At 63.8% G+C, this 13,293-nt stretch carries 13 protein-coding genes; 12 read left to right on the forward strand and 1 reads right to left on the reverse strand.

From position 1 onward, the window contains the following. Positions 1–21: 21 nt before the first annotated feature. Genes FJ443_RS10370 through FJ443_RS10390 form a run of 5 tightly spaced genes read left to right on the forward strand, consistent with a single transcriptional unit; the run spans position 22 to position 4,788 of the window. A complete protein-coding gene (locus tag FJ443_RS10370) occupies positions 22–1,647 on the forward strand; it encodes an FAD-binding protein (protein ID WP_140663802.1) in 1,626 nt (541 codons plus the stop codon). Further along, positions 1,644–1,970, forward strand: a complete 327-nt coding sequence (locus tag FJ443_RS10375; RefSeq protein WP_140499901.1) for a ferredoxin family protein — start codon at positions 1,644–1,646, stop codon at positions 1,968–1,970. The genes FJ443_RS10370 and FJ443_RS10375 overlap by 4 nt, the downstream gene beginning before the upstream one ends. A 13-nt stretch (positions 1,971–1,983) precedes the next feature. Then, the gene (locus FJ443_RS10380) at positions 1,984–2,820 is read left to right on the forward strand and encodes an ABC transporter ATP-binding protein (RefSeq protein WP_140663804.1); all 837 of its coding nucleotides are present in this window, start codon (positions 1,984–1,986) and stop codon (positions 2,818–2,820) included. A gap of 12 nt (positions 2,821–2,832) precedes the next feature. Continuing rightward, the gene (locus FJ443_RS10385) at positions 2,833–3,732 is read left to right on the forward strand and encodes an ABC transporter permease (protein ID WP_140663807.1); all 900 of its coding nucleotides are present in this window, start codon (positions 2,833–2,835) and stop codon (positions 3,730–3,732) included. 36 nt (positions 3,733–3,768) lie between these two features. Further along, positions 3,769–4,788 (forward strand): aliphatic sulfonate ABC transporter substrate-binding protein, encoded by a 1,020-nt coding sequence (locus FJ443_RS10390; protein WP_140663810.1) that lies wholly within the window; start codon positions 3,769–3,771, stop codon positions 4,786–4,788. Between the two features lie 51 nt (positions 4,789–4,839). Here FJ443_RS10390 and FJ443_RS10395 read toward each other — a convergent pair whose 3' ends face one another. Further along, the gene (locus tag FJ443_RS10395) at positions 4,840–5,868 is read right to left on the reverse strand and encodes a LacI family DNA-binding transcriptional regulator (RefSeq protein WP_140557930.1); all 1,029 of its coding nucleotides are present in this window, start codon (positions 5,866–5,868) and stop codon (positions 4,840–4,842) included. Between the two features lie 456 nt (positions 5,869–6,324). Between FJ443_RS10395 and FJ443_RS10400 the strand changes: the two genes are divergently transcribed. From FJ443_RS10400 to FJ443_RS10430, 7 genes are all read left to right on the forward strand, one after another. Continuing rightward, positions 6,325–7,422: a Gfo/Idh/MocA family oxidoreductase gene (locus FJ443_RS10400; protein ID WP_140499892.1), complete on the forward strand. Its 1,098-nt coding sequence runs from the start codon at positions 6,325–6,327 to the stop codon at positions 7,420–7,422. Positions 7,423–7,464: 42 nt separating this feature from the next. Beyond that, positions 7,465–8,379 (forward strand): sugar phosphate isomerase/epimerase, encoded by a 915-nt coding sequence (locus FJ443_RS10405; protein WP_140567567.1) that lies wholly within the window; start codon positions 7,465–7,467, stop codon positions 8,377–8,379. Positions 8,380–8,434: 55 nt separating this feature from the next. After that, positions 8,435–9,379, forward strand: coding sequence for a substrate-binding domain-containing protein (locus tag FJ443_RS10410; RefSeq protein ID WP_140561048.1), 945 nt, complete (start codon positions 8,435–8,437; stop codon positions 9,377–9,379). 43 nt (positions 9,380–9,422) lie between these two features. Continuing rightward, entirely contained in the window at positions 9,423–10,442 is a 1,020-nt protein-coding gene (locus tag FJ443_RS10415; RefSeq protein ID WP_181175089.1) for an ABC transporter permease, read from the forward strand. Positions 10,443–10,444: 2 nt separating this feature from the next. Beyond that, positions 10,445–11,221, forward strand: a complete 777-nt coding sequence (locus FJ443_RS10420) for an ATP-binding cassette domain-containing protein (RefSeq protein ID WP_140499887.1) — start codon at positions 10,445–10,447, stop codon at positions 11,219–11,221. A gap of 4 nt (positions 11,222–11,225) precedes the next feature. After that, on the forward strand, positions 11,226–12,407 hold the full coding sequence (locus FJ443_RS10425) for an aldose 1-epimerase family protein (protein WP_140499885.1): 1,182 nt from the start codon (positions 11,226–11,228) through the stop codon (positions 12,405–12,407). An 85-nt stretch (positions 12,408–12,492) separates the two neighbouring features. Continuing rightward, positions 12,493–13,293 (forward strand): fatty acid desaturase (locus FJ443_RS10430; RefSeq protein ID WP_140663883.1); only part of this gene is annotated, 801 nt, incomplete at its 3' end.

The following is a 13,293-nucleotide window of genomic DNA, read 5'->3' on the forward strand; positions in this document are numbered from 1 at the left end:
GCACTCCTTCGCAGAGCATCCATGCCCATGCCTCAAAAATCCGCGTCCGACAGGCTGCAACTCCAGACCGACGTGCTCGTGCTGGGCGGAGGCCCGTCCGCAGCCTGGGCGGCGGTCGCCGCTGCCGAAAGCGGCGCGCAGGTGGTGCTGGCCGACAAGGGCTATCTCGGCACCAGCGGCGCCACCGCGCCGTCCAATACGGGTGCCTGGTGCGTACCGCCGGGCGACAACAGGCATGCGGTGGTCGAGCGACGCTGGCAGCGCACCGGCGAGCTTGCGGACCAGCGCTGGATGCTGCGCTGCGTCGACACGGCCTATCGCAACCTGCTCAGGCTTTCCGAGTGGGGCTATCCGTTCCCAAGCGAGGATGACGGCCGGCTCTACATCGCCAATCTGCGCGGGCCCGACTATATGCGCTTCATGCGCCGCCGCGTGCTTCTGGCTGGCGTTACCGTGCTCGACCACCATCCGGCGCTGGAACTCCTGTCGGATGGCGATGCCGTCGTAGGCGCGGCCGGTATCGGCCGGCAGGCCGGCCAGGACTGGCGCGTCGACGCCAACGCAGTGGTGCTGGCGACCGGCGGCTGCGCTTTCCGTGAGCGCATCCTCGGCGGGACTGGACTGACCGGCGACGGCTATCTGATGGCGGCGGAGGCCGGCGCAAGCCTGTCGGGCATGGAGTTTACCGGCAAATACACGTTGGCGCCCTTTGGATCTTCGCTGAACAAGGGGCTGCCGTTCCGCTGGGCCTCGTTCCATCGCGAGGATGGATCGCCGATCCTGGGCCCTGCCGGTGAGCCGCTGCGCAACGGCATCGGCGACCGCGAGGACGAGGTGGCGCGCGCATTGATCGGGGGACCGGTCTATGCGCGCCTCGATCAAGCGGAGCCGGCGCTGCAAGGCTGGTTGCGCCAAGGGCAGCCGAACTGCTTCGTGCCTTATGACCGCGCCGGTGTCGATCCATTCACCGAGCTGTTCCGCATCACCCTGCGCGCCGAAGGCACGGTACGCGGTACCGGCGGCATCGACATCGTCTCCGACGACTGCGCCACCCGCGTGCCCGGCCTCTATGTCGCAGGCGACGCCGCCAGCCGCGAGATCATGACCGGAGCGGTATCGGGCGGCGGCGCCGTCAATTCCTCCTGGGCGCTGGCCAGCGGCTGGTGGGCGGGCAAGGGCGCCTCGACCCATTCGAAGCGTCGCGGCGGCAGGGCGTTCCGCGACACCGTCGAACCACTCGGCCAGGCCGGCCTGCGCCCGGCGGCCTCGCCGCGTGCCGACATCGCTGCAGGCGAGGTCATCGAGGCGGTGCGCAACGAGGTGACGCCGCTCGACAAAAATTTCTTCCGCAACGGCGAGAGCTTGGAGAAAAGCCGGGGGCGGCTGGAGAGTGTCTGGCGCGACGTGCGCGATCATCTGCGGGGCGAAGGGGTGGACCGGGTCCGCGCGCGCGAGGCGGCGTCGATCGCCGCCGCGGGGCGCTGGTCGGTGGCGGCCGCGCTGCATCGGACAGAAAGCCGCGGCATGCATCGGCGCACCGATCTGCAGGGCAAGAACCCGGCCCTCGCGCATCGGCTGGTCATCACCGGCGTCGACGACTTCCGCATTGCCGGGGCGCCGGAGCGCCTGGCGGAGCTGGCGTCATGATCGAGATCGTCTCGGCCGCTCGCTGCGTCGAATGCGACATCTGCGTCAAGGTGTGCCCGACCAATGTGTTCGACGCTACCAAGGACGGCGCGCCTGTGATCGCCCGTCAGGACGACTGCCAGACCTGCTTTCTCTGTGAAATCTACTGCCCGACCGACGCGCTTTACGTGGCCGAGTTCGCCGAGGGGCCGACCGGCATCACGGAAGCGCAGGTCGAGGCACGTCAACTGTTCGGCGGCTACGCCCGCGCGCTCGGCTGGAAGCGCGGCAAGGCCGGCGGCTCTGAATTCGACCCGACGCACCGCATCCGCGTGGCGCAATAGGAAGCGACAGGACATGGACCGCATCGTCGTCAGCGATATCAAGAAGACCTTTCTGCTCAAGCCGGGGCAGTTCGTCACCGTCGACGGCGAGGAGACCGACCGCGTCACCGTGCTCGACGGCGTCGATCTTTCGATCCGCAAAGGCGAGTTCATCACTTTGGTCGGCCCGAGCGGCTCGGGCAAATCTGTGCTGCTCGACATCATCGGCGGGCTGACGCAGGCGAGCGGCGGCGATGTCCAGCTCGACGGCCGGCGCATCACCAGGCCGGATCCTAAGACCGGCTATGTCTTCCAACAATATGCGCTGTTTCCCTGGCGCACGGCGCTGGCCAACATCGAATACGCGCTGGAGGTGCGTGGCGTCGCCAAGGCCGAGCGCACGGTGACGGCGCGCCATTTGTTATCGTTGTTCGGTCTTGCCGGTTTTGAGGACCGTTTCCCCAACCAGCTCTCCGGGGGCATGCAGCAGCGCGTGGCGATCGCTCGCGCCTTGGCGAGCAACCCGGAAGTGCTTTTGATGGATGAACCCTTCGCCGCACTCGACCAGCAGACGCGCGAGCTCCTGCAGGGCGAGTTGCTGCGGATCTGGGGCAAGATCAAGACAACAGTGATCTTCGTTACCCATTCGATCGACGAGGCAATCTTCCTCGCTGACCGCGTGGTGGTGATGACGGCGCGGCCGGGCGCGGTGAAGGAGATCATAGACATCGACCTGCCACGGCCGCGCGACGGGGACATCCGCGCCAGCACCGGATTCAACGGATATCGCGGCCGCGTCTGGGACGCGCTGCGCGATGAGGTCAACAAGGCGCAAAAGGACTGGACGCTGTCGCCAGCCTTCAGTCATTGAGGAGGTAGAGCCATGGCTTATCTTACCGAAAAGTTCGGCCCTGCCGGCGCTCTTCATCTGTTTGCCGGCGTCGGCGAGACGGCGGCCGCCGCAAGAGTCCCGGCCATCACCGCCCACAGTGCCAAGGTCCGGCGCAAAGGGACGAGCCACGGGACTTTCCTTTACGGCTTGCCGCTGCTCGGCCTGTTCTTTCTCGTGTGGGAAATCGCGCCACGGCTCGGCTGGCTGAACCGCATCTTCTTTCCGCCGCTGAGCGAGGTGCTGGTCGCTTGGTGGAACCTGCTCGCCTCGGGCGTTCTGGTCGAACATATCGGCATCAGCCTGCAGCGCGCTGCGATCGGCTTCGCTCTCGGCGTGGTGGTGGCCATTCCGCTCGGCCTGCTGATGGGGCGCTACTCGCTGTTCGAGAAGGTCTCTGACCTGCTTGTGCAGACGCTGCGCAACACCTCGCAATTCGCGCTGCTTCCGGTGTTCATCCTTTTGCTCGGCATCGGCGAGGAATCGAAGGTGGCGATCACCTTCTACTCCTCGGTCTTCTTTCTGCTGGTCAACACGATCAGCGGCGTCAAGTCGGTCGATCCGCTGCTGATCAAGGCGGCGCGCTCGATGGGTACGTCTGACTTCGACCTGTTCCGGAAGGTTATCCTGCCGGCCAGCATCCCCTCTGTTGTCGCCGGCGCAAGGCTGGCGGTGAAGTCGTCGCTGTTCGCAGTGATCGGCGCCGAGATGCTGGCGGCCAAATCCGGCCTCGGCTTCCTTATTCAGAACTCGCAGCTGATGATGGAAACGGCGGACATGTATGCCGGCATCCTGACGCTGACCGTCATCGGGCTCACCGTCAACTATCTGCTCGTCTGGTTCGAGCGCTGGGCGACCGCCTGGAAAGGCCAGTCCGAGTCCTCGCTCATCTGAGCCGTTCACTCATTCCAATCAGCAAGGATGTTCCTCATGTCCAACATTGCATTCGACGGATTTCGCCGGCTGTTCCTGAAGGGCGCCATTGCCGTCGTCATCGGCCTTGGCGGCATGCCCGCCTTTGCGCAGGACAAGCCCGAAATCATCCGCATCGGCAGCACCGCGCCGGGGCACCTCAAATTCGTCCTCGCACAGAAGGACGGCTGGTGGGAAAAGGAGTTCGCCAAGGACGGCATCAAGGTCGAACTTGTCACCTTCAATGGCGGCTCCGAGGCGACGACGGCGCTTGCGACAGGCGCCATCGAATTTACCTATACCGGCAACAATCCCGCGTTGCGCGTCGCCGCCTCCGGCGCCGATGTCAAGCTGATTGGCCTGTCGAGCTATGTGCGGTCGGGCGGCTCGTATATCGTGGTCAAATCCGACTCTCCACTGAAGACGCTGCAGGACCTCAAAGGCAAGAAGGTCGCCTATCTCACCGGCACGGTGCGGCACTCGAATTTCAGCAAGGCGCTGAACAGCGTCGGCCTGACGACCGGTGATGTCGAGGGATTGAACCTGCCTTTCGAGGCATCCGGCCCGGCACTGCTGCGCGGCGACATCGACGCCCTCGTCGAGACGGATTCGACCGCGGCCAAGCTGGTCGACACCGGCGAGGCACGGGTGCTCTTCGACACCAGCACCCATCCGGAATGGAACGTGCCGAACGTCATTTCGGTCAACGGTGCCTTCGCGGCGAAATATCCCGACCTGGTCAAGCGGCTGCTGAAGGTCGACATCGAGATTTCGCGCTGGGCCGATGCCCATCCCGACGAGACGATCAAGGCATTCGTCGAGGCGACCAAGTCGTCGGAGAAATCGGTACGCAAGACCTATGCGGACGGCGTTTTCCACCAGGATCCGAGGCTGACCGACGATGCGATCGAGGCGCTCAAGGGCGAAGAGAAATTCATGGCCGGTGCCGGGCTTTTGAAGGGCTCGATCGACTACGGCAAATGGATCGACAAGAGCTTTGTCGACGCGGCCGGCGCGGAAGTCGCGGCCGTCCAGTAGCGGGCGTGCTGAACGGGCAGGGGTTCCGGCGCCGCTCCATTTCAGAGAGTGTCAGATCTCCGGGATGTTCTCCTTGAAGATTACCTGGAGCCTCGGCTGGTGCAATTCGTAAGGCAGTCTCCGGACCGCGTGGGTCAAGGTGTTGAGCGCTTCGCGCGCTTCGACGCGCGGGTTCTGGTCGATGACCGCGTCGAGCGTGCCGTCGAGCAGAAGCTCCTTGGTGCCTTCGGTTACCTCATGGCCGAGGAAAACCATCGATATCGCACGGCCGCGCTCCTTGAGCGCGCGGGCAATGCCGGTGTTGCCCGCGCCGACATTGTAGATCGCGGCCAGGTCGGGGTGCCGCTCCAGAAGGGCTGATGCCTCCGAATAGGCCTTTTCGCGGTCGTCAAGCATCTCGCGCATTTCGACGATCTCCAGATTGGGCGATTCCTCGGCCAATATGTGCCGGAATCCCATCTCGCGTTCCTCATGGCCGCGATAGGAGAGCGAGCCGGCGAACAGCGCCACCTTGCCAGGACGTTCCGACCCCATGAAACGGTTGAGCAAATAGCCCGCCAGCCGTCCGGCGGCGCGGTTGTCGATGCCGATATACGCGACCCTTGGCACATGCAGGATGTCGGAGGCGATGGTCACCACCTTGACGTCGTTGGCCGACAGCGAGCGGATCGCCTCGCGCACCGTCGGATGGTCGAGCGCGATGACGCCGACGCCCTGAGTCTGGCCGCGCAGATCCTGCAAAAGGCGTGCGAGCCGGTCGGGATTGAAGCCCTCTATGGTGGCGATGTGGACATCGAGATCCGGCCGCGCCAAGGCTTGGGCTTCGATGTGGCGATGCAGCATCTTGATGAAGGAATTGGTGCCGGCCGGCAGCGCGAAGTCGAGCCGGATGACATCGCCGGACAAGGGCTTGAGAGGTGCCCCGTTCGCGCCTTCGGCGATGTAGCCAAGACGCTGCGCCATTTCGAGCACGATTTCGCGCGTGCGCGCCCGCACCCCCGGACGGTTGTTGAGAACACGGTCGACGGTGGCGGCGGAAACGCCGGCTTCCCGGGCTATGTCAGTCAGGGTGGAACGCACCGTCTTTCATCTCCTCAATGCATCAGGATCACGCAATGCCGACCGCCGGCCGGGTGGCGACTGCTCTTCGCCATCCGCGATTCTGATGGGAAATGATGTATCCGGCCTTGGCCGATGCGCAAGCAGCCAGGCTAAATCAGATCGCCCGGCAGGATCGCGTCGGCATGGGAAAATAGATTTCCCATCAAATCGAGGCATCATGAGCGCTAGATGGATCTCCGTATGACGCATTTCCCTGCCTCGTTGCGATGTTATGAGGTGTTTTGATTATTTATGATGTTGACAGCCTTCCCGTACTGCCGTCAATGTCCCTCATGGCTGTGGAGGAAACATTGGCCCTGAGGGAGGAATTCCAATGCCTGATCCGATCCGCATGCCGCGGCTCCGGTTGCCAGCATCTGGAAGCGCGTTGGCGAGATGACGACGGCCGCGAAGACAGAATTCTGGGAGGAAGAGATGGCAGGCAAAGGCTTCGAGCCGGACGTGAAGGTTCGCACCAGGGAATTCAAGATCGGCTGCGTCGGCGCCGGCATGATCATGGCCGAATGCCATCTCGCGGCCTATAAGGAAGCAGGCTTTCCTGTCGTGGCGATCGCTTCGCGTACAAGGGCGAATGCGCAGAAGGTCGCCACGCGCTGGGGCATTCCGACCGTCCACGACACGCCGGAACGACTAATCGAGGATCCGCAAGTCGAGATCATCGACCTGGCTTTCCCGCCGGACCAGCAGCCGGCGCTGATCCGCCACGCGCTGGAGCAGAAGCACATCAAGGCGATCCTGGCGCAGAAGCCGCTGGCGCTGTCGGTCGAGGAAGCGGTGAAGCTGCGCGACGAGGCGGCGAAGGCGGGCAAGATCCTCTCGGTCAACCAGAACATGCGCTACGACCAGTCGATGCGCGTGCTGAAGCAGATCATCGACAGCGGCGCGCTCGGCGACGTCGTCTTCGCGCAGATCGACATGCATGCGATCCCGCACTGGCAAGGCTTCCTCGAGGAGTACGACCGGCTGACGCTTGCCAACATGAGCGTGCATCATCTCGACGTGCTGCGTTTCCTGTTCGGCGATCCCGATGAGATCACCACGCTGACGCGCAAGGATCCGCGCACGACTTTCGAACACACCGACGGCATCACCGTCTCGACGCTGCGCTTCCCGTCCGGCGTGCTCGCCGTGTCGCTGGAGGATGTCTGGTCCGGTCCGCGGCAAGAAGGCTACAAGGACGACCAGCACATCAACTGGCGCGTCGACGGCACCAAGGGCGTCGCCAAGGGCACGATCGGCTGGCCGACCGGTGCGGCCTCGACGCTCACCTATGCCTCGGCCGAGACAACGGATGGCGAGTGGGTCAGCCCAAGCTGGGACACGATGTGGTTCCCGCATGCTTTCATCGGCGTGATGGAACAACTCCAGCACGCCGTGAAGACAGGCACGCCACCGGCGCTTTCCGTCGCCGACAACGTCAAGACCATGGCGCTGGTAGAGGCGGGCTATCGCTCGATCGCTTCGGGCCGCACGGTCAAGCTTTCCGAAATCTCGACAAACCCGATCAATTGAAATCACTGGTAACTGAATCGCTTACAGGGAGGAATTCACACCATGATGCAGGCAGGTATTTTCACGGGCTATTTCCCGTACGGCCTCGAAGAGACGGCGAAGAAGATCCGCGGGCTCGGTTTCAACACGGTGCAGCTCGATCTGCATTTCAGGGATATCGACCTGTCGGCCGGGCAGATCACCAAAGACAAGGCCAAGACCGTGCGCGATGTCTTCCGCGACCACAACCTGCCGGTCTGCTGCGTGTCGGGCTACACCAACATCATCCATCCCGACAAGGCAGAGCGCGACAAGCGCGTCGGCTACCTCAAGGAAATCATCCGCAACGCCCGCCATTTCGGCTCGCCCTACGTGATCTCGGAAACCGGCACCTACAACACCGAATCCGACTGGGTGCACCACCCCAAGAACAAGACCGAGGAGGGGTTCGAGGAATGCCGCAAGGTGATCGCTGATCTTGCGCAAACCGCCTATGACCATGGCGCGGTCTTCCTGCTCGAAACCTATGTCAACAACGTCGTCGGCTCGGTCGAGGAAACGGTCAAGATGTTCGCGCAGGTCGACCATCCCGGCCTGGGCCTCTTGATGGACCCGACCAACTACTTCGAGACGCACAACATCGACAGGATGGACCAGATCCTGAACCAGGTGTTCGACACGTTGACGGACAAAATCAAGATAGCGCATGCCAAGGACGTCAAGCGCTCGGGCAGCGACAAGTCGGAAAAGCACGCCGACATCGGCGATGAGGATGCCATGGAAAGCCACACCTTCCGCGGCGTCGGCGAGATCGAACTGCCGGCGCCCGGCCTCGGCTCGCTCAACTACGACCTTTATCTTCAGCGGCTTGCCGAGAAGCACCCGAACATTCCGGTCATCATCGAGCACCTGTCGGAAGACGACGTGCCGCGCGCCAAGACATTCCTCGACGGGAAGTTCCGCGCCAACGGCCTGTGACGGCCGGCCGCGCCGCCTGTGCATGGCGGCACGGCTCCAAACAAGGAGGAAAGCAATGTTGAAATTTGCATTGAAATTGGCGGCCGCCGCGACTGTGCTTGCCGGCATCGCGTTCGGGTCGGCCGCGCAGGCACAGGACGGCCAGAAGACCTTTTATCTGCTGTCGCATGGCGGTCCGTCGGACGCTTTCTGGATCGACTGGAACGCCGGCGCTACCAAGGCCTGCGACCAGCTCAAGGTGACCTGCAAGATCTCCTTCAGCGGCGGCGACATGGCGGCGCAGAAGGAAGCCTTCAATTCCGCGCTTGCCGCCAAGCCCGACGGCATTGCCACCACCTCGGCGCAGCCCGGCCTGTGGACCGAGGAGGTCAAGGCCGCGAAGGCCGCCGGCATCCCGATCGTGTTCTTCAACACCGACGACCCGGCGACGGGGCGGCAGGCCTATGTCGGCGCCGACCTGAAGGAGGCAGGGGCGATCTGGGCAAAGTATCTTGTCGACCACAAGATGGTGAAGCAGGGCGACAAGGTCTTCCTGCCGGTCGAAGTCCCCGGCGCCAGCTATCAGCAGCTCGAGACCGAAGGCATCGCCAGCGTCTTTGATCCGCTCGGCATCAAGTACGACGTGGTTGATTGCGGCACCGATCCGGCCGGCATCATCGCCAAGATGACCGACTATATGGTTGCCAACAATCCGCCGGCGATCATCGCGCTCGGCGATTCCGTGGCGGCCAGCGTCAAGCGGGTCTTCGACGGCGCCGGCGTGCCGGCCGGCAAGATCCCGGTCGTCGGCTGGGGCAATTCGAAGGAGACAGCGCAAGCCGTCAAGGACGGTTTCGTCAACGCGGCCGCCTGGCAGTACCCATCGGCACAGGGCTTCATGCCGGTGGCGCTGCTCGGGCTTGCCGCCTCGGGCGAGCCGATCGGCTACGACATCCATACCTTCGGTCTCTACGACGCCTCGAGCGTCGAGCCGATCCTCAAACTCTACGACAAGAAGTGAAGATGGACGCCCGCCGCGCCGGCGGCGGGCGCCTGCAAACAGCATGGTTCAGAACGTCATGGCAGTCACCGCGGAAGAGGGCGCAACAAGCGCCAGGAGCAGGTCGAGGCTGATGCGCTCGCCGCAATTTTCCTCGTTCATCATCCTCGTCGTCCTTCTCGTGGTGTTCGCGGTCGCGGACGGCAATTTCCTGTCGCCGCTCAACATCTCCAACATGATGGCGTTCCTGCCCGAGCTCGGCATCATCGCGCTCGGCATGACGCTGCTTTTGACGGCCGGCGAGTTCGACCTGTCGGTCGGTGCCGTATTCGGCCTGGCGCCGGTGATCGTGATGCTTCTGGTGCAGAACGGCGGGGTGGATATCGGCGTCGCCCTTCTGGCTGGACTTTTACTGTGCATCGCGATCGGGGCGATCAACGGGGTGATCGTCACCAAGATCGGCATCTCGTCGTTCCTGGTGACCCTGTCCATGCTGCTGATCGTGCGCGGCGCGGCCCTCTACATCACCCAGGGTTTCCCGCTGAAGTCGTGGGACCAGCCTGGCTTCTTCGTGACGCTGCTTGCCGGCAGCTTCAATATCGGCTCGTTCCGCTTCTACACCTCGCTGTGGTGGTTCGTCGGCCTGTCCCTGCTCGCAATCTACGTCCTGCGCTATGCCAAGCTCGGCAACTGGATCAGCGCCATCGGTTCCAACCGCAACGCGGCGGTGGCGCGCGGCGTGCCGGCGGACGCCGTCAAGATCTGGCTGTTCATCGCCACCTCGGTGCTGGCCGGGCTTGCCGGCATGATCAGCGCCTTTCGTATTTCGGCCGCATCGCCGGTGGCCGGCACAGGCTATGAGCTCGAAGTGATCGCCATGGTGGTGGTTGGCGGCACGGCGCTGACCGGCGGACGCGGCACCATCCTGGGCACCATCGTCGGCGCGCTGATGCTGCGCGCCATCCGTAACGGCATCGTGCTCGTCGGCGTGCCCGGCCTCGCCTACAACATCTTCGTCGGCGTGATCATCCTCGCCATGCTCATCCTGCATGCTTTGCTGCAGAAAAACGCGGCAAGGAGCTGACGATGATGCAAGAAGTGCTTCGGCTGCAGAACCTGCAAAAATCCTTCGGCAGCGTGCGCGCGCTGAAGAATGCCTCACTGACGCTGAGAGAAGGCGAGATAGTGGCCCTGCTCGGCGACAATGGCGCCGGCAAATCGACGCTGATCAAGGCGATCTCCGGCGTCTTCCCGGTCGATCGCGGTGACATCTATGTGCGCGGGCAGAAGGTTTCGATCCGCTCGACGCGCGACGCGATGGATCTCGGCATCGAGACCATCCACCAGGATACGTCGCTGGCGCCGGATCTCAGTATCGCGCGCAACCTCTTCCTCGGCCGCGAACCGGTCAATTTCAAATGGTTGGGCGTGTTTGCGCCGCTCGATCTCGCCAAGCTGCGCGATGCTGCCTCCTCCCTGCTGAAGCGCGTCGGCATCTCGAAGAAACTCGACGCCGACGCGCTGGTCTCAACGCTGTCGGGCGGCGAGCGCCAGTCGATCGCCATTTCGCGGGCCATGCAGTTCGCCGCCAAGGTGATCATCCTCGACGAGCCGACCAACAATCTCGGCGTCGAGGAAACCCATGGCGTGCTGCGCTTCGTCAAGGAGATGCGTCAGGCCGGCCATTCGGTGCTGCTCATCACCCACAACATCCATCACGTGTTCGAGGTTGCCGACCGCATCATCGTCATGCGCCGCGGCGAGATCGTTGCCGAGCAGACGGTCGCCGATACCGATCTGCTGACCGTGGAAAGCATCATCACCGGCGCCGACCTGTCGGCTCTGATGAAGAGGGCGCAGTGACGGCATGGTAGAGCTTTACGGCAAGACGCTCTCGCGCCGGCAGGTCTCGGAACGCTCCGGCATGCTGTCGCAGTTCGCCGGCGTGCGGCTGATGACGCTCGGCGACGGGGTGGAGCGCGGTGTCCGCATGCTGGAGTTCCGCACCGGCTCCGGCCTGCGCTTCACCGCACTCGTCGACCGCGCGCTCGACATCGCCGATTGCGACTTCAAGGGCCAGGCGATCGGCTGGCACTCGCCGGGCGGTTTTCGCAACCCCGGTCTTCACGACTATGAGGGGGAAGGGGGGCTGGCCTGGGCGCGCTCCTTTTCCGGTTTGCTGGTCACCTGCGGCCTCGACCATATACTGGGTCGGGAAGAGGTGCCGGCCGAGAACTACAACTATCCCGGCAAGAAGACCGTGATCCATTCGCTGCATGGCCGTGTCGGCACCATCCCGGCGCGGCTGACCGGCTACGGTGAGGCGTGGGACGGCGACCGCTGCGTGCTGTGGGCCGAAGGCATCGTCCAGCAATCGGCGGTATTCGGCGAGGATCTGCATCTGATCCGGCGGATCGAGGCGGATGTCGGCGGCAACGAGATCCGGCTGTCCGACCGCGTCGTGAACCATGGCTTCAATCGCACGCCGCATATGTATTTCTACCATGTGAATGTCAGTCATCCCCTGCTTGACGAGGGCTCACGCTACCTCGCGCCAATCCGCGACGTGGTGTGGGCCGGCCATGCCGGCGAGCGCTATGAGGCGCAGAAGGTCGGCTACCGCACCGTGCCGGAACCGCGAATGGGGTTCAGCGAACAGGTCTGGCAGCATGAAATGGACGCCGATGGAAAGGGCGAGGTACCAGTGGCGGTGGTCAACGACCGGCTCGGCCTCGGCTTCGAAATGGTGACGCGGAAAGACCAGCTGCCTTGCGCCTATCAATGGCAGAATTTCCAGGCCGGACACTATGCGCTGGGCATCGAGCCATCGACGCATCATGTGCTCGGCGATCTCGCCGCGCGCGAACGCGGCGAGATGATCTGGCTGGAGCATGACGAAGGCCGCGCCTACGATGCCGTGTTCCGGGTCCTGGACGGCAGGGAAGCGATCGCCGGCGCCGAAGCCAGGATTGCGGCGATCGCCCGCCAGCCCGAACAGGATTATCCTCGGCCTTCCGGCAATTTCCGGAGACTGGCGGGCCCGGCATGAGCGCGACATGTATTCAAAGCAAGCCCTCCGGCCGGCGGACCGGATTGCGAGCGGTGCGAGAAGTTTGGAGGCCCGTGTGAAGACGATGGCAAAAAAGCGGGATTACAGCCTGGTCGGTGAAAGCACCAGAGCCGCGATCGAGACCGGCCTGGCCTCCGCCGAATGGTACCACACCGATGTCCCCCGCAAGGTGATGAAGGAGCTGATGCAGCGTTCCGACGGGCCGGCGATCCGCGACACCATCATCTGGATTGTTGCGATCCTGGCCTCGGCCGCCGGCATCATATGGTTCTGGGGCTCATGGTGGGTGGTGCCGTTCCTATTCATCTACGGCGTGCTCTACGGCTCGTCTAGCGACTCGCGCTGGCACGAATGCGGCCATGGCACGGCCTTCCGCACGCGCTGGATGAACGATGTCGTGTACCACATCGCCTCCTTCATGCTGATGCGCAATCCAGTGCAGTGGCGCTGGAGCCATGCCCGCCACCACACCGACACCATCATCGTCGGCCGCGATGCCGAGATCGCCGTCATGCGGCCGCCGGACCTGTTGAAGGCGGCGCTGGCCTTCACCGGCATCCTCGATTTCCGCTATTCGCTGCCGACGCTCGTGCGCCAGGCGTTCGGCAAGCTGTCCGACGAGGAAAAGAGCTATGTTCCGGAAATGGAATGGGCAAAGGCCGTGACGGCCGCGCGGTGGCATGTTGCCGTGTACATTGCGACGATCGCTGTCGCGGTCGTCCTCAGGTCATGGATACCGGTGGTGCTGATTGGGTTGCCGCGCCTCTACGGCACCTGGCACATGGTGACCACCGGCCTGCTGCAGCATATCGGGCTGGCCGACAATGTCGTCGACCACCGGCTCAACACGCGCACCGTCTACATG

Source organism: Mesorhizobium sp. B2-6-1 (assembly GCF_006440475.1).
Classification (GTDB): domain Bacteria; phylum Pseudomonadota; class Alphaproteobacteria; order Rhizobiales; family Rhizobiaceae; genus Mesorhizobium.

Excerpts from the sequence above, each read along its gene's own strand:
- FJ443_RS10390 (WP_140663810.1), top strand. The coding sequence starts at position 3,769 with ATGTCCAACATTGCATTCGACGGATTTCGCCGGCTGTTCCTGAAGGGC.
- FJ443_RS10380 (WP_140663804.1), top strand. The coding sequence starts at position 1,984 with ATGGACCGCATCGTCGTCAGCGATATCAAGAAGACCTTTCTGCTCAAG.
- FJ443_RS10385 (WP_140663807.1), top strand. The coding sequence starts at position 2,833 with ATGGCTTATCTTACCGAAAAGTTCGGCCCTGCCGGCGCTCTTCATCTG.
- FJ443_RS10420 (WP_140499887.1), top strand. The coding sequence starts at position 10,445 with ATGATGCAAGAAGTGCTTCGGCTGCAGAACCTGCAAAAATCCTTCGGC.
- FJ443_RS10400 (WP_140499892.1), top strand. The coding sequence starts at position 6,325 with ATGGCAGGCAAAGGCTTCGAGCCGGACGTGAAGGTTCGCACCAGGGAA.
- FJ443_RS10425 (WP_140499885.1), top strand. The coding sequence starts at position 11,226 with ATGGTAGAGCTTTACGGCAAGACGCTCTCGCGCCGGCAGGTCTCGGAA.
- FJ443_RS10410 (WP_140561048.1), top strand. The coding sequence starts at position 8,435 with ATGTTGAAATTTGCATTGAAATTGGCGGCCGCCGCGACTGTGCTTGCC.
- FJ443_RS10415 (WP_181175089.1), top strand. The coding sequence starts at position 9,423 with ATGGTTCAGAACGTCATGGCAGTCACCGCGGAAGAGGGCGCAACAAGC.
- FJ443_RS10375 (WP_140499901.1), top strand. The coding sequence starts at position 1,644 with ATGATCGAGATCGTCTCGGCCGCTCGCTGCGTCGAATGCGACATCTGC.
- FJ443_RS10370 (WP_140663802.1), top strand. The coding sequence starts at position 22 with ATGCCCATGCCTCAAAAATCCGCGTCCGACAGGCTGCAACTCCAGACC.
- FJ443_RS10405 (WP_140567567.1), top strand. The coding sequence starts at position 7,465 with ATGATGCAGGCAGGTATTTTCACGGGCTATTTCCCGTACGGCCTCGAA.